The organism is Bacteroidota bacterium, assembly GCA_016183775.1.
In the GTDB taxonomy this organism is placed as follows: Bacteria; Bacteroidota; Bacteroidia; order JABDFU01; family JABDFU01; genus JABDFU01.
This window is the reverse complement of record JACPDY010000002.1, coordinates 37,713-54,900: the sequence shown is the minus strand read 5'-3', so window position 1 is coordinate 54,900 and position 17,188 is coordinate 37,713. Positions and strand designations below refer to the sequence as shown.

General features: G+C 40.7%; 7 protein-coding genes. 5 read left to right on the top strand and 2 right to left on the bottom strand.

The features are described 5' to 3' along the window. Nucleotides 1–73: 73 nt before the first annotated feature. Entirely contained in the window at nt 74–1,432 is a 1,359-nt protein-coding gene (locus tag HYU69_00470) for a PKD domain-containing protein (GenBank protein MBI2268810.1), read from the top strand. 5 nt (nt 1,433–1,437) lie between these two features. Further along, entirely contained in the window at nt 1,438–4,224 is a 2,787-nt protein-coding gene (locus HYU69_00465; protein MBI2268809.1) for an SBBP repeat-containing protein, read from the top strand. A 6-nt stretch (nt 4,225–4,230) separates the two neighbouring features. On the opposite strand, the gene HYU69_00460 is transcribed toward HYU69_00465, so the two are convergent. Then, nucleotides 4,231–5,787 carry a hypothetical protein gene (locus HYU69_00460; GenBank protein ID MBI2268808.1) on the bottom strand — a complete coding sequence of 519 codons (1,557 nt, stop codon included), beginning with the start codon at nt 5,785–5,787 and terminating at the stop codon, nt 4,231–4,233. A gap of 614 nt (nt 5,788–6,401) precedes the next feature. Between HYU69_00460 and HYU69_00455 the strand changes: the two genes are divergently transcribed. The 3 genes from HYU69_00455 to HYU69_00445 are packed head-to-tail and all read left to right on the top strand — an operon-like array spanning nt 6,402 to nt 15,723. Then, complete coding sequence (locus HYU69_00455) at nt 6,402–9,221, top strand: SBBP repeat-containing protein (GenBank protein ID MBI2268807.1); 2,820 nt, start codon at nt 6,402–6,404, stop codon at nt 9,219–9,221. Nucleotides 9,222–9,249: 28 nt separating this feature from the next. Further along, entirely contained in the window at nt 9,250–12,228 is a 2,979-nt protein-coding gene (locus HYU69_00450) for an SBBP repeat-containing protein (protein MBI2268806.1), read from the top strand. A gap of 27 nt (nt 12,229–12,255) precedes the next feature. Next, nucleotides 12,256–15,723 (top strand): hypothetical protein, encoded by a 3,468-nt coding sequence (locus HYU69_00445; protein ID MBI2268805.1) that lies wholly within the window; start codon nt 12,256–12,258, stop codon nt 15,721–15,723. A 176-nt stretch (nt 15,724–15,899) separates the two neighbouring features. Here HYU69_00445 and HYU69_00440 read toward each other — a convergent pair whose 3' ends face one another. Beyond that, complete coding sequence (locus tag HYU69_00440) at nt 15,900–17,129, bottom strand: isocitrate dehydrogenase (NADP(+)) (protein MBI2268804.1); 1,230 nt, start codon at nt 17,127–17,129, stop codon at nt 15,900–15,902. Nucleotides 17,130–17,188 lie beyond the last annotated feature (59 nt).

The following is a 17,188-nucleotide window of genomic DNA, read 5'->3' as shown; positions in this document are numbered from 1 at the left end:
CATATCTGACGTGGCTGGAAACCTGCTCTTTTATACCGATGGAACATTTGTCTGGAACAAAAATCACATCCAGATGCCCAATGGATTTGGTTTGATGGGTCATAATTCCTCAACACAATCGTCTGTAATTATCCAAAAACCGGGAAGTACCACAATCTATTATATATTTACAGCAGACTATGAAGCACAACTAAGAGGGATAAGATATTCAGAAGTTGATATGACCCTGAACGCGGGGCTTGGTAATGTAACAGCCAACAAAAACATTCTGCTTAACACGCCCTCTTGTGAAAAAATAGCGGGAGTAAGACATTGCAATAACAAAGATGTATGGGTGGTAACACATGACTGGAATTCAAACGCTTTCCGTACTTATCTCGTTACATCTGCAGGTGTTAACACAGTGCCGGTTGTGAGCAACGCCGGTCTTGTGGTTAATGGCTCTGTTCTGAATACACACGGACAATTAAAAGCATCTCCGAACGGAAAAAAGCTTGGTTCCGCGGTACAGGGTATGAGTTTTGAGTTATTTGATTTTAATAATTCAACAGGAGTGGTTTCCAACGGTATCGTGTTGCCGTTATCTGCCGGCGGCAGTATTCTATATGGTGTAGAATTCTCACCTGATGGTACAAAAATGTATGGGGCTTGTGTCTCCGGTCATATTTACCAGTTTAACCTTTGCGCAGGCTCTAACGCAGCCGTAGCTAATTCCGGAATTCTGATCAACACACCAGCTGCTTTCAGGGGTGCTCTTCAGTTAGGTCCGGATAAAAAAATATACGTTGCCTTATTGCAAGGAAGCTGGGCAGGAGTTATTAATAATCCGAACACGCTTGGTGTTGGATGTAATTTTGTAGTAAATGGAGTTGCTTTATCAGGAAGGATAATCAGGAATGGGTTCCCGAATTTTGTAAACTATTATTTTAAGCCACCACCGCCACCATTTACGGCATCTGTCAATTGTCTGAATGGAATTTTTACGGCGCCACAAGTTAATGTTACGAACTGTTCCGGATCTTCAAATGCTATTAGTTCTGTTTTGTGGAATTTTGGCGACCCGGCCTCTGGTATAAACAATACTTCCACTGTTAATAGTGCAAATCATACATTTAGTGGTGCCGGAACGTATACTGTTAAGCTGGTGCTCAGTTATGCTTGTGGCACTGATACATTGAAACAAAATATAACAGTAAGTTCATGTGGATGTTTGCTTGCCGGGCAATTCACTAAAGGAACTTCCAGTTGTGCCGGTTGCGGCTGCAAACAATGGATAATGATAACTGCAACAGGAGGAACAAGCCCTTATTCTTATTTATGGCCGGATGGATATACTAACAGGTACAAAAATGATCTGTGTCCCGGCGCTTACACTATAAACATTAAAGATAAAAATGGCTGTAGTGTAAATGTTAACCTTACAACACCATAAGTATTATGGAATCAAAAAGCAAAAATAAACGACTTGGCCTCTCGTCGGGGATAAAAAATATTTTATTTTTTGTTGGGATTGGGTTAATGGTGAGTCATAGCCATGCTCAACAAACATATGCTTTGGGAAATGCCCAAACCGGGAAACTATTGGGTAGCAACGGATTATGTTTTATCCCTAATAAAGGTCAGGTAGCTGATATGAATGGTAATCTTTGTCCCGATATTTTATATAAAGGTGAAAGCAGGGGTGCTGATATTTATTTACGCAAAAGCGGCATTAGTTATGTGTACAACAATATGGGCGAAGTCCAATACAAAGTTCACGAAAAGGTGGAAGCATTAATTAATGCCGGAACATTAACCGAAGCCGATGAGGATACGAAACAAGATGAATTAATGCGTGATGAAAAAATTAAAGTAAATAGGGTTGATATGGATTTTGCCGGAGCCAATGCTAACTGCAGGTTTGTTAATGAAGATGAAATAGAGGGCTACAACAATTACTACTACGCGCATTGCCCCAATGGAGTATTAAACGTAAAGCAATACAACAAAGTAACGTACAAAAATATTTATGATGGTATTGACATAACCTATTATGGTAACAAGCAAAATGCTTGCCTGACGGACAGGCAGGGGATAAAGTATGATCTGGTAGTACAACCCCATGCCAACCCCAATCAAATTAAACTTCGCTGGAGCGGAGCCGAAAGCATACACATTAATCGCGAAGGCAGTTTGGTAATTAAAACAAGTGTAAACGAATTTACCGAATCAATACCCAGAGTTTACCAAAACATAAACGGGAAAATTGTTGATGTAAAAGCTAACTACAATTTAACTCTCTCCCTCCCGGGGAGAGCCGGAGAGGGGCTTGTAACATTTGAACTTGGAACCTGGAACCCGGAACATGCTTTAGTGGTAGACCCCTGGGTAACATACTATGGGGGAACAGGTGGTGATGCTGGGACCAGCATAGCAACCGATGCATCGGGAAATGTATATTTAGGCGGTTGGACCAGCAGCGTTGCAAGCATTTCCTCCGCTGGATTTCAGAATGTTAAGAGCGGAGGCGCGGATGCTTTTCTTGTGAAATTTAACGGGGCCGGAGCCCGTCTCTGGGCCACTTACTATGGAGGGACTGGTAGTGATCAGGGTAAAAGTGTAGCTGCCGATGCATTAGGAAATATCTATCTTGCCGGCCAAACCACCAGCACTACAGGTATAGCCTCCGCCGGATTTCAAAATATTTTTGGGGGTACTTTTGATGCCTTTCTTGTAAAATTTAATTCTGTGTCAGGAACCCGCCTTTGGGCTACTTATTATGGAGGAATGAGTGGTGATTATGGTCAAAGCATAGCCACGGATGCATTGGGAAATGTGTATCTGGCCGGATATACAGTCAGCACTGCCGGTATCGCTTCCACTGGATTTCAAAATATTTTTGGAGGCGGAACTTTTGACGCCTTTCTTGTGAAATTTAGCGGGGCTGGATCCCGTGTCTGGGGCACTTACTACGGAGGAACAGGTGATGATATGGGTAAAAGCGTAGCCACCGATGCATCAGGAAATGTATATCTTGCCGGAAATACTCCCAGTACTGCAGGCATCGCTTCAGGTGGGTTTCAAAATGTTTTGGGCGGTGGTACTGATGCTTTTCTTGTGAAATTTAACTCCACCTCAGGCGGACGCCTCTGGGCCACTTACTATGGAGGAACGGCTTATGATGGGGGTAACAGCGTGGCCACCGATGTAGCAGGAAATGTGTATATGGCTGGCCAGACCACCAGCGCTATTGGTATCGCTGCCGGTGGATTTCAAAATGTTTTTGGTGGCAGTGTTTTTTATGATGCCTTTCTTGTGAAATTTGACAGTGCCGGAGGCGCTGCAAGTCGTATCTGGGCAACTTACCTGGGAGGATCGGATCGTGATTATGCGCTGTCTGTCGCGGTGGATCAACTTACAAATGACGTTTATGTATCGGGAGATACCTATAGCTTAAACTTTCCCGTAAGTTCCTGCGCGTGGCAGCAAACATTAGGAGGTGAAGAAGATGGCTTTGTTACTCACTTTAGTCAGGCTGGACAGCTCATTTGTTCCTCCTACGTAGGCAGTCCGGCAATACCTCATGATGAAGAATGTGTTATAACCCTTTATGGCTGCTTTGTATATATGACGGGGTATGTCGGGGGTAGCTATCCCGTTACTCCCGCAGCACATCAAACGGTTTATGGGGGCGGAACCAGTGATGCCTTTGTAGCCCAATTGTACAAAAACAGTTGTGGCTTTGATAAAACAACCGCACTCGTCGCTTCAACAAGCACTAACCCTTTATGCAACAACACACCAATAAATTTCACAGGCAATTTTTCCATTAGTTGCGATAATAGCGTTGTAAGCTATACCTGGAGTTTTCCGGGCGGTACCCCCGCTGCCTCAGTTAACCAAAACCCAACAGGTATAGTATATACAACACCAGGCAATTACACTGTGCAGCTTAAAGCAAAAACCACCTGCGATAGCAGCAGCAAAAGCATAAACATAACTATTAGCCCTTGCACTGTATGTAATTTAATTGGTCAGTTTGCCAAAGGTGCCGCTGGTTGTACAGCATGCGGATGCAAAGAATGGATACTTGTAACTGCCACAGGCGGCACCGGCCCGTACACTTATTTGTGGCCCGATGGATCTGCCAGGAGATATAAAAATCAGCTGTGCCCGGGTGCTTATACTATAAATATAAAAGATAAAAACGGCTGCAGCATAAATATTGATCTTGCCGTGCCTTGATGCAATTCAATTCTTATTCCATTTTTCTTTTAACACATCTCTAAGTGGCTTATTGGTGATCCTGGAATCGAGCCAACAGCCGAAATCAATAAATATTCTTTCAGCTAAATACGTTGCTGCGAATGATCTGTCAGTTAATAGTAAGTGATCCAGATGGCTCTTGTATTTCTTCAATATGTTGAAGTGAGCAGCCTGACCGTTGATTGTTATTTCGTTGAAAAATGACAATATCAGATTTTCGTATGGCAAAGCCCAATAGCGCTTCCCGAAATATCGTTCCGTTTTCTTCAGGTTGAAATCCAGGATATCAAGATCCCCTGTTTCGTAATTCACGAATAGCCGGAGAAGAAGTATGTTAGCGTATGTTTCTGAATAAATTTTGTAGATCTCGTTGTCATTTACTATTTTATTAATTGAAGCGGTGCAATCGGCCCATTTTTTTTTCATAAAGAAGGTGAAAGCGATGAGTTCATTGCAGGATGTTGATGTTGGCCGGGGTAGTTTATTTTCATTATGATAAAATTGCCTGAGATAGAAATCGAAATCCGGATGTTCCAATCCTCGTCTTGTGATATTAGAAGTGGAAATTAACAGGTAAAGAATTAAACGGCTTTCCTCGAACAGGAGAGCCAGACTGTGATCATCCTTTATGTTGAACTTATTTTTCAGGTCAAGGAATGATAGATACAGGGCATTTAAATCTTCAAATAAATTTGCATTAATTGCCGCGACGATTACATTAAGCAAGCCTACAATATTATTTCTTTCGCGCGAAGTTTTCTGGCTTTCGGAAGCCGCATTTTTATTTTCATCTTCCTGATTTTTTTTCACTACAACATCGAGATATTTTTTGCAATAGAAATAGCTTTGGCTATGATTGATTTCAATGTTTTTATAATAGGAAGCTAAAAATTGGTAGTAATGCAGTTTTTGAAGCAGGGTAGTCAGGCGCGTTTCATCAGATAAGCATTCATTTATATTCAGATTGTTTATAAGTTGTTTTGATTGCATTGTTTTGTTTGAGAATTCCAAACAGCGAAACAAGAGCGAGTATTTTTTTTCCAAATAGGATTGATTTAAAGCCTGGTAGGCTTCTGTATAAAAAATGTAATTTTTTCTTTGCTCGTGTTTAGTGCCTATAATATTGCTAAGCCTGGCATTGATGATCGGGATATATTCCAGCCAGTCGTTTTTTTTGCAGGTGTCGGCGGCTTGTTCAAATTTCTTTTGTGACTGTTTAAACAATCCTTTCGCGTAAAATTGTTCGGCAATGGTTATTAACCTGAGCACATAAGTGTAGTTTTTTTTATCGGGATTTCCGCTGAATATTTTATCGGTAAGACGTTCAAGTAAATATTTTTTTAGCTGCGGGTACCATTTAGGATGACCCAGTTTTTTTTGAATAGCGGCATCGTCAAATTTTTTTTGTTTGTCGATAAGATCATATAATAATAGTGTTTTTTTGTCTTTGTTATTTTGAGACATTTCTTTTCTGATTCGTTTTTTCTCCTGTGTGCTTAGAGATTTGATCGTGTCAAATAGTTCGGAAGAATTTGTTTTCATGAATCTTGTGTATTTATCAGGGTTGTTAAATTCTAATCACATCGGCATTATACCAGTATTGATTGGGCTTAAATTAAAATCAAATTGGTATAACGTTATAAAAGCAATAAATTTTGCCACCAAGCCACCAAAACACTAAACCCCACGAAATGCGTTTGGTGAAACCTGCCGGCAGGCAGGCAGGTTTTGTGCTTTCGTGTTTTGGTGGCAAAAAAAAATAGAATTCAATAACCCTGTATTTATTTGGCTTAAACCCTTCCTTAATTTAAATTTACTAACATTATTAAATGTTTATTTAAGTTATTGATAACTAATATGTTAAATGCATTTTTGTATTTTCAAACAAACTATATTTGTAAATATATGTTTTTGATTCCGTATCGCATCATAATACCTTTAAAAAATGGGCAAAGTGAAAAATTTATTAAGGTTCAAAAACGGATTTGTTCATTGCGCATTTTGTTTAAATCTCTTTTTTCAGATATTTTTTTCAGGTACACTTTTTTCTCAGGCCATTGGTGACGTCAAAGCTGGCGGGCCTAAGTTTTCTGACCAGTGTGAATCTGAACCTGAGTATACCACAATATTTGATTTGCAAAATTTTGCCTGATTACATGATACCACAACTCCACATAAAACAAATAAACAGAAGCATCTGCTTAATACCCCTTGCCGCTGTTGTTTTTTTCGTTAGCCACACGAATGCGCAATCTCTTAAAGGGAATGATCTTTTTTTTACAGAGAACAAAGGTCAGATTGCTGATATGGAACAACATTTTTGTTCTGATGTTTTATTCAGAGGGGAGACCGCCGGGGCGGATGTATACATACGAAAAGCAGGCTTCAGCTTTGTGTTAAGTAATGCAAATGAAATAATGCATGAAATTGATGAGCAAGCTGAAGCAAAGGAACAAACCGGGCTGATTACTGAAGAGGAAGAGCAGGAGTTTAAACAAGCCTTGTATGAAAAACAAATTATTAAATTACACCGTATAGATATTGACTTTGTAAATGCCAATTTAAATGCCCGTACCGAAACAGCCGAAAGGATTGAGGGCTATACAAATTACTATCTCAGTCAATGCCCGCAAGGCATAACCCGTGTTAATTCCTACAATGAAGTAACAGTAAAGAATATTTATAAAAATATTGATGTGAAATATTACGGCTCGGCTTCGCTCAATGCAGGTGGAAGCAGAGCAAAAGGTTTGAAATACGATATCATTATTAATCCCGGAGGAAATCCTGATGATATTAAATTAAAATACCGTGGAACAGGTGGATTGACAATTAATCCTTCGGCAGGTCCGGGAGGAGAATTAAGAATTAAGAATTCAGTCCATGAAATAACAGAACAGTTGCCCAAAATTTACCAGAATATAAACGGAAAAATTATTGACATAAAATCAGAGTATAGACTCGAACAATTGTCAAATAGTGATGTGATTGTTCATTTTTCATTTTCAACTTTTAACCCTTCCTTCGCATTAGTGGTTGACCCTTGGGTAACTTATTATGGAGGCAATAACACTGAAATGACAGGGTCAGTAACAACAGATAATTTGGGAAATGTGCTTTTTACAGGACAAACATATTCCGCCAATTTTCCCAGATCACCGGGCGCTCATCAAACTGTAATGGGTGCCTGTTTGAATGATGCGTTTGTTGTAAAAATGAATAGCAGTGGTGTCCGTTTATGGGCCACTTTTTACGGAGGTTCAGGTTGTGAATGGGGAACAGGCATTGCTACCGATAACTTAAATAATGTGCTGGTTTCCGGATACACATTTTCTACCAATGCCATTGCAGGAGCCACAGCAGGTAATGTAGTTCATCAAAGTACTTATGCGGCCGTAGCCGGTAATGACGCTTTTCTTGTAAAATTTGATCCCGGAGGAATCCGCCTTTGGGGAACTTATTATGGGGGCACTGATGAGGACAAGGGGTATGATGTTTCAACGGATGGAAGTAATGTTTATTTATACGGGAATACCAAATCCACAACTGCCATTTCAACCGGCGGTTCATTTCAGCCGGCAATTAATAGTGGATTTTGTGGCGGCAGTCTTCAAAGCGATATTTTTGTTGTTAAGTTCGCGTCAAATGGGGCCCGTGTTTGGGGAACATATGTTGGCAGTTCGTGCGGAGAACTCTGTGGTGGCATTACTTGTGATCTGAATGGAGATATATACATAGGAGGACGGACTAATGGTGTGAATTTTCCGGTAAGTCCTGGAGCGTTTCTTACAACTGCCCCAATATCCAGAGGCTATTTATTTAAATTTAATCCGACCGGTGCCCGACTTTGGGCTACATATTATTCCGGGATGATACAGTGTGTGGCAACGGACGGACTTGGAAATGTAGTTGCAGGAGGATTGACCTCGACACCTGCAGGGGGAACTCCTTCTCCTATTGCTACTTCGGGAGCTTTTCAAACTACACTTGTTAATAGTCCGGGGGGGTGGGATTACGATATTTTTGTTGTTAAATTCAACAGCATTGGACAACGGCTTTGGGGAACCTATTTAGGAGGAGGAGCAACTGCAACGTCCATCAATGACGAAAATTGTACCGGCATTGCCTGTGATGCAAATAATAATGTGATCGTTTCGGGGGATACCTATTCAATTGATTTTCCGGTCACGTCGTGTGCCTATCAAACAACATTTAAGGGATCAGAAGATCAATTCATAACAACCTTTGATCCGAATGGAACATTGATATGTTCTGGTTATATGGGCCTGACCTGTACAAATAATGCTAATAATGAATCTGTCTTTGGTGATGTATTAGGTGGCAGCATTGCAATAGATGGATGTTCTGTTTACATGGTGGTAATGACAGCCTGCGGTTATCCTGTAACGGCCGGAGCATATCAAACTACCTGCGATGGAAGTTATGATATTGCTTTAGCCAAATTAAACATCAATACTTGCGGTGGTAATGCAGGTAATTTGGATTTCAATGCCAGCCAAACATCTTTTTGTGCCGGCCAGGCAGTTAATTATACTTCCATAAATCCTGTTTGTAATTCATCCGGAAGTGCATATTCCTGGAGTTTCCCGGGTGGCACACCTAATACGTCCACAACTCAAAACCCAATAGGAATAGTGTACAATACTCCAGGTACGTATGATGTCAAACTATATACCTCCTGTGATTCGTTGAAAAAAATTGCATATATAACAGTTAATTCTTGTGTTACGTGTAATTTGGCCGGACAATTTACCAAAGGAACATCCAACTGTGCGGGTTGCGGCTGCAAACAATGGATAATGATAAACGCAATAGGCGGCACAAGCCCATACTCATATTCCTGGCCTGATGGTTATGTTAACAGATACAAGAATCATCTTTGCCCTGGTAATTATATTGTAAATATTACTGATAAGAATGGGTGTAGTGTAAATCTTAACCTGAGTACGCCATAGAATTTAAGACTAACTATTTTTTAGATTTATGTTGGATAAAATTAAAATCACTATTGCTGTTTTACTCTTACTATCTATTTCACTTTTTGCAGAAAATGTAGTGGGAGAATTTCGGGCTAACGATCCTGCCCTGCAGCAATTGCAGAGCATGCCGGTAAAATTTATTGAGAACAAAGGCCAGATAATGAATACAGATTTTAATGCAGTTCCCTTTGTGCTTTTCAAAGCTGAAGCGCCTGGCATGAATGTTTACATTACCGAAAAGGGCCTCACCTATGTATTTGTAAGATCAGAAAGGAATGAAAAGGAAGAACACGAAATAAATAAAGCAGGGCAATTTCATTTGCCGGGAGAAAACACGAAAACAGAAATGGCTTGGGTAAATGTTCTTTTAAAGGACGCAAGCATTAATCGTGAAAATATTGTTAAAGAAGGTCAAAGTAAAGAACATCAAAACTATTTCTACGGGCATTGTCCGCAAGGTATTTATGATGTTTATCAATACGAAAAAATTATAATCAAAGATGTTTATCCGGGAATTGACTGGGTGTTTTATAGTTCGGATAAAAAAGGAATGAAGTACGATTTTATTATTCATCCGGGCGCAGATCCAAATAAAATTAAGCTTATTTACGAAAGCGAAAAACCGCTTGCAATTGATGGAGATATCCGGATAAAAACAAAACTTGGCACATTAACTGAAAACGCGCCATATTCATATATTCAAAATGAAAAAACTAAAATAGAAAGCCGGTTCAATAAAAAGCCAATTGATGATTACAATGTAGAGGTTACTTTTCAGCTTCCGTATACTGAATTCCCCAACTCGCAAACTATTATTATAGATCCCCAACTTGTATGGGCTACATATTACGGGGGTGAGCTTGCGGAGTGGGCTGCATCGTCAACAATGGATAGTTTTGGAAACTTCTACACATGCGGATATTCACAATCTTTAGGATTTCCAACATTCAATTCCGGAACATATTATATGCAGCTTGTCAACGGCGGAAATCTTGACCTGGCCATACTTAAGTTTACTAATGCAGGTGTTTTGTTGTGGGCAACTTATTATGGGGGCTCAGCCTATGATTATCCATTCAGCATGGTCTGCGATATTTCTGATAATTTATACATTGCAGGAACCACCCGGTCTGCGAATTTTCCCGTACAGGCTTCTACGGGCTACTTTGACAATGCAATTGGCGGATCTTCCGATGGTTTTATAATTAAATTCAATTTATCAGGGGTAAGGCAATGGGGAACCTACTATGGAGGTACTGTTATGGAAACCTGCAAATCGATAACAACAGATGGCAGCGGCCAAATTTATGTAACAGGCTTAACCAATTCGGCTGATTTGCCGCTTGTAAATTCGGGAGGATATTTTGATAATGCAAATGCGGGGAGCAATGATCTTTTCATTGTGAAGTTTAATGCAGCGAATGCGATTCTGTGGTCCACCTACTTTGGTGGGACGGGATATGAAGACCCTTGGTCCATTATTTGTGATGGTGCAGGAACTATTTACATATCGGGTATGACATATTCTACTAATCTGCCTACGTTAAATTCAGGAGGTTATTTCGATAATACGCTGAATGGATCATCAGATTGTTTTATTCTTAAGTTTAGTGCTTCCTATCTGCTTCTATGGTCAACCTATTACGGAGGATCGGGAGATGAAATGGGAGGCTATTTATTGAAACATGCGAATGGGAATCTTTATGTGGCTGGTTCCACTTCAATGAGCGGAGGCGTCGTTCAACCGACAGATTTTAACACATTAAATTCGGGCGGATATTATGATAATACACCCGGAGGAAGGTCTGACGTTTACATTCTTAAATTCAGTAGTTCGGAATCACTTTTGTGGGCAACTCTTTTTGGCGGATCCGGCCAGGAAGCGACGCAGTCTTATTGGTCCCCATATCTGAACACGGATATTTGCGGAAACGTTTATCTAAGCTTCTCCACAAGATCTCCTAATCTTTTCACTAAGCAAGATGCTTGCAATATGGGATATTTTCAGTCAACATTTTCAAATCCCAAAGGGATATCCTGGCAATGTAATTTATTCCTGATCAAATTCACCCCAATGGATAATATACTTTGGGCAACCTACATTAAAGGAGATGGGGACGATCACGTACCAACAATTGTTATTGACAATCAAAGTAATATCTTTATCGGCTCCAGCAGCGACCTCACTACCGTAAACACCCAATTTGTAAACCCGGGCGGTGGAGCCTATTTTGATAACACAGGAAATGGTGATGCCGGATTTGCTATTTACAAATTCAGCCCGATACCATCCACAATTAACAAAAGCCAGGCTAATTCAACTTCGTGTGTTTGCAATGGCACGGCTACTGTTTCATTAAGCTGCGGCGTTGATCCTTACACTTATAAATGGAGTAATGGAACAATACAATCCGGCGTTACGTCAGCCACAAGCAGCATTTCGGGTTTATGCGCCGGAACCTATACAGTAACAGCAACCAGTAATTGTAATCAAACACAAACAGCAACATTTACAATCACCGGTCCATCCTGCGGAGGTATTACAGCATATGCCTCAGATACAATCCTTTGTTCAGGATCTTGTGCGATGGTAAAGTCAAATGTAACGGGAGGCACAGCACCTTATATTTATTCGTGGAGCACTGGCGCTACAACACAAAACATAAATCCCTGCCCAACAGTGACAACAACCTATACAGTTAAAATAACTGATTCGGGAGGAGCTACATCTACCGCTACAGCCACTGTAATTGTATCACCGCCCATGGTCGGTCAATTTGCCAAGGGAACAGCAGTTTGTTCAGGTTGCGGCTGTAAACAATGGATAATGGTAACTGCCTCAGGTGGGACGAGCCCATACTCATATTCCTGGCCTGATGGTTATGTTAACAGATACAAAAACCGACTTTGTCCGGGTAATTATACTGTAAATATAAAAGATAAGAACGGGTGTAGTGTAAATGTTAATTTAAGTACACCATAGATATTAGTACGAAAGAGATTTTGGACAATGAAAATACGAACACTTGCCATTTTGGTTTTGCTATCAGGTCAATTCTTGTGCGCTCAGTCGTTCAGCCGGGTTTCTGGAAGCTATTCATCAGATTGGATAAGAAGGGATATTTTTAAAGACAATGTTTTTATTGAGAACAGCGGACAGTTTTTTGAAAATGGTTTAGAGAAAGGAGTCGAAATAAAATATGGCATAAATAGTAATGGCATAGAGGCATATTTTACATCAAAGGGGTTGACCTATAAATTGTATGAGAAGGAGTCTTCGGAGAGTATTGAAAAAATTAGTACAGAAAATATTTTAGATCAGAATGAAGAAGCTGCCGAAAGAGGGAAGATGAAAGAGAGAAGAGGTAAAGTTTACGGCCTTGACATGAACTGGCTAAATGCAAATCCGGATGTAAAAATTGTTGCTGAAGATATTTCCGCCGATTATTTTACTTATGGTTTCAAAGAAAATAATAAAACGGTTAAGGCTTTCGGATATAAGAAGCTCACTTATAAAGATCTTTATCCGGGAATTGATGTAGAGTATGTGTTTCATAAAACAACAGGAATAAAATATTCTTTTATTCTGCATCCCGGAGCTGATCCTTCTGACATCAGAATGCACTATGGTAATGCAAAAGAAGTTTCCCTGGATAGAGATGGGAATATACATATAAATGGTTTGGCAGGAACAATAATTGACCATGCGCCACAAACATATTATTCGGAAAATGGCGGGATGATCAATTCACAATTCTCCGTTTTGGATGGCAATAACGTGGCTTTCAGACTTGATGGCTATGACAGGTCAAAAGCAGTGGTCATTGACCCCTGGACAGCCAATCCTGCAATGACCATTGCAAATCAGGCGTATGATATTGCGCGTGATGCGGCAGGGAATGTCTTTATTTATGGTGGTGGTGACGGATGGCAGGGCCCCTATCAATTAAAGAAATATTCTTCTGCTGGCACTCTTCTGTGGACTTTTACTCCGGTTCAATTAGGTGCATCATATTATGGTGATTTTGCACTCGACTTAAATGGAAATACCTACCTGTGTGACGGGGCCTGGAAGGGAGGAATTGTTAAAGTAGATCCATCCGGGAATTTAGTTTATTTTTCTTCCACAGGATTGGTTCGGGACCGTACTGAACTTTGGCGGATCGGATTCGATTGCAATTATAATAATTTAATTGTCGGAGGATATTTTGATGGAACAGGAGGCATCGGACGCGTAAACCCGGTTACCGGTGCTGTGACAGGCATCCAGCCTGTGGGGGGTACGGGTACAGGCCGTGAATTAAGGTCTTTAGCGGTTTCTTTTACGGGCCGGATCTACAGTCTGCATGTTGACTGGCTTGGCGTAGCAACAGCAGCAGGAAATGTTCTGGCGGCTTCAACTCCTGCCATTGCTCCGATTTATAATGTAGGTAATGGTTACCTGATCGCGGAATCGGCCGGTATGAATTATGTACAAGCTGCAGGCTCTTTCCAGGGCTTCAATGGTATAACTGTAAACAATAAGTTTATCATGACCTATGATGGTAAAACTATTTATAAACGAAACATCAATACAGGTGCTGCAATTTCTTCTGTAACTGTAAGTAATGGAAGTGTTGGTAATAACAGTGGCATAGTAATCGATGGATGTGGGAATGTATATGTTGGGACACATGACGGAGTGAGCAAATTCGATTCAACATTGAATTATGTGGCATCTGTCGCAACCGCTGATACTGTATATGATGTGGCATTAGGCATATCGGGCGAGGTACTTGCCTGCGGTGATGGCTTTGTTGCATCAATTCAATTCAATGTTGTTAATTGTCAGCCGCTGTTAACTTTGAGCGTTAATCCAACGCCCCTTAGTTGTGGTGCCGGTAACAATGGAACTGCCACAGTTTCGGTAGCCGGTGGAACTGGCCCATACAGTTTCCTGTGGAATCCATCTGGCCAAACGGGGCAAACGGCAACAGGTTTGTCTCCGGGTATTTATACGGTTGCCGTGACTGATGTTAACGGATGTAATGGAGGTTTTAATGTAACGACCGTTGCTATAGAAACTTCAACAGGCCTAACATTAACGACCACTTCTATCAACCCGGCATGTCCGGGGGCGCCAAATGGAACTGCAGGAGTGGTAGTTACAGGCGGAACAGGTCCATATACGTATTTGTGGTCTCCTTCGGGTCAGACGGGTGCAAATGCAACGGGTATTCCTCCTGGTACATATACGTGTTCTGTGACAGATAATACAGGATGTACCATAAGAACCACAGTTGTTTTAGTTACTAAATCATCGCCAACTGTAAATACTGCTAGTGCAAATATCAGTTGTACCACAAGCGGAAGGGCTTATGCGACCATTGTCGGTGGAACCGCTCCTTACTATTATACCTGGAATACAGGTCAAACAGGAACAGGCACCAAGATCGGTATTTTAGATGGTTCCGAACTTTCAAACGCGGTTGCGGGAAGTTATACATTAACTATTTCCGATAATTTGGGTTGTGTCATTACTAAGACTTTTACAATTACAGGAAGCTCTCCCGTTTCGGCAACATTTAATGTGTCCACGGCATGTGTTGGAACTAAAGTGAATTTTACAAATACCGGTACTCCTCCCGGTTCAGGCATAACGTATACCTGGCTAATTTCAACTATAGCCCCTGCAAACGTAAGCGGTACCACCACTAATTTTTCTTATACTTTTTTAACTGCAGGAACTTACAGTGTTGTTCATACAGTCAAAGACGGAACATGTAATAATTCTGTAACCCAAAGTATAGTGGTAGTTAATTGCAATGCTCCTACGGTAAGTGCCGTTGGTGGTTCAGTGTGTCCGGGTGCATGCGCAACAATAACTTCGAACGGTGCGGGCGGAACCACTCCTTATACTTATACCTGGAGCAATAGTGCAACAACACAAAATATAAATCCTTGTCCTGCGTCAACCACAACTTATACAGTAACAATAAAAGATGCCGGTGGAAATACATCAACTTCAACAGCTGTAGTAACAGTCAATCCGTCCGTTACTTTAACCACTTCATCTGGCAATATAACCTGTAATGGAAGTTCCAATGGTACTATACTTGCGAGTCCGGGTAGTGGCACAGTTCCATATACCTACAGCTGGAGTAACGGACAAACAACACAAACAGCAACGGGTCTTATAGCAGGTAATTATTCAGTAACCATTACTGATTCTAAAGGTTGCAGCGCAATGTCAATGGCTGCAATAATTTCTCCTTCCGCAGTAGTTGGACAAATTGTCAAAGGAACTGCAGGCTGCACAGGATGCGGTTGTAAACAATGGATAATGGTAAATGCTATGGGTGGTACAAGTCCTTACAGTTATTCCTGGCTCGATGGTTATGTTAACAGATACAAGAATCAGCTTTGTCCAGGTACATACACAATAAATATTAAAGATAAGAATGGGTGTAGTGTAAATGTTAACTTAAGTACACCTTAGATAATGGAACGAATGAGGGTTTGGATAATAAAAATACGGTAATGATGCCAAAAATAGTTGGTGGATTTTTTAATAAAAATATTTGTATAATTCAATCGTAAATCTGAAGTGGACTTTGACTCCGCTCAGTGTGCCCGGGTGTGAGAGTCTGAGCGGAATCGAAGACTCAGGGGTGGCTACTTAAGCTTTGCTTTCAAATTACTGTCAATAGCCGAAAGAAACTCATCAGTGTACAAATAATGTTCACCGTGATTTACTTTGTTGCCATGAATACAAACAGCGAGGTCTTTGGTCATTTTACCTGATTCGACAGTTTCAACGCAAACTTTTTCAAGTGTGGTGCAGAAATTGGTCAGCTGCTGGTTTTTATCGAGCAATCCCCTGAAAGCAAGGCCACGCGTCCATGCAAAGATCGAAGCTATAGGATTAGTTGAGGTTGGCTTTCCTTTTTGATGTTCGCGGAAGTGGCGTGTTACTGTGCCGTGTGCGGCTTCCGCTTCCATTGTTTTTCCATCGGGTGTAACAAGTACTGAAGTCATAAGTCCTAATGAACCAAAGCCCTGTGCAACAGTATCGCTTTGTACATCACCATCATAATTTTTGCAGGCCCAAACAAAATTTCCATTCCATTTTAATGCACTTGCCACCATGTCATCAATCAAACGGTGTTCATATGTAATCCCTGCAGCATCAAATTTGGTTTTAAAATCTTTTTCAAATATTTCTTCGAAAATATCCTTAAACCGTCCATCATATTTTTTCAAGATCGTATTTTTTGTTGAAAGGTATAAGGGCCATTTTTTAAGTAATGCCGTATTGAAACACGCATTGGCAAATCCGCGAATCGACTCATCAGTATTGAACATGGCCATTGCAACGCCGTCTCCCTTATAGTTAAATACTTCGAATGATTGAGGAGTACTTCCGTCTTCGGGAGAATAGGTGATAGTCAGTTTCCCTTTTCCTTTGGTCAGAAAATCTGTAGCACGGTACTGATCTCCAAAAGCGTGACGGCCTATACATATAGGCGCTGTCCAGTTAGGAACCAGCCGTGGAACATTTTTCATTACAATGGGTTCGCGAAAAACGGTACCATCCAGAATATTCCGGATAGTGCCGTTTGGCGATTTCCACATTTGTTTCAGGTTAAATTCTTTCACACGGGCCTCATCGGGCGTAATAGTGGCACATTTAATACCGACATTATATTTTTTAATCGCTTCCGCTGATTCAACGGTTACTTTATCATCCGTTTTATCACGATACTCAACACCGAGGTCGTAATATTTAATGTCGAGATCCAGGTAGGGGAGGATCAGTTTGTCTTTAATATATTTCCATATCACACGGGTCATTTCATCCCCATCAAGTTCCACAACAGGATTTGCTACTTTGATCTTTTGCATATTGTTTAAGTATTTAAATTAAAAATATTTATTTCTTCTTTGTAGTATTCGCCTCCGTT

What these genes read in the sequence shown, in the direction of transcription:
- HYU69_00470 (MBI2268810.1), top strand. Translation starts at nt 74, where the DNA reads ATGCCCAATGGATTTGGTTTGATGGGTCATAATTCCTCAACACAATCG.
- HYU69_00445 (MBI2268805.1), top strand. Translation starts at nt 12,256, where the DNA reads ATGAAAATACGAACACTTGCCATTTTGGTTTTGCTATCAGGTCAATTC.
- HYU69_00440 (MBI2268804.1), bottom strand. Translation starts at nt 17,129, where the DNA reads ATGCAAAAGATCAAAGTAGCAAATCCTGTTGTGGAACTTGATGGGGAT.
- HYU69_00465 (MBI2268809.1), top strand. Translation starts at nt 1,438, where the DNA reads ATGGAATCAAAAAGCAAAAATAAACGACTTGGCCTCTCGTCGGGGATA.
- HYU69_00450 (MBI2268806.1), top strand. Translation starts at nt 9,250, where the DNA reads ATGTTGGATAAAATTAAAATCACTATTGCTGTTTTACTCTTACTATCT.
- HYU69_00455 (MBI2268807.1), top strand. Translation starts at nt 6,402, where the DNA reads ATGATACCACAACTCCACATAAAACAAATAAACAGAAGCATCTGCTTA.
- HYU69_00460 (MBI2268808.1), bottom strand. Translation starts at nt 5,787, where the DNA reads ATGAAAACAAATTCTTCCGAACTATTTGACACGATCAAATCTCTAAGC.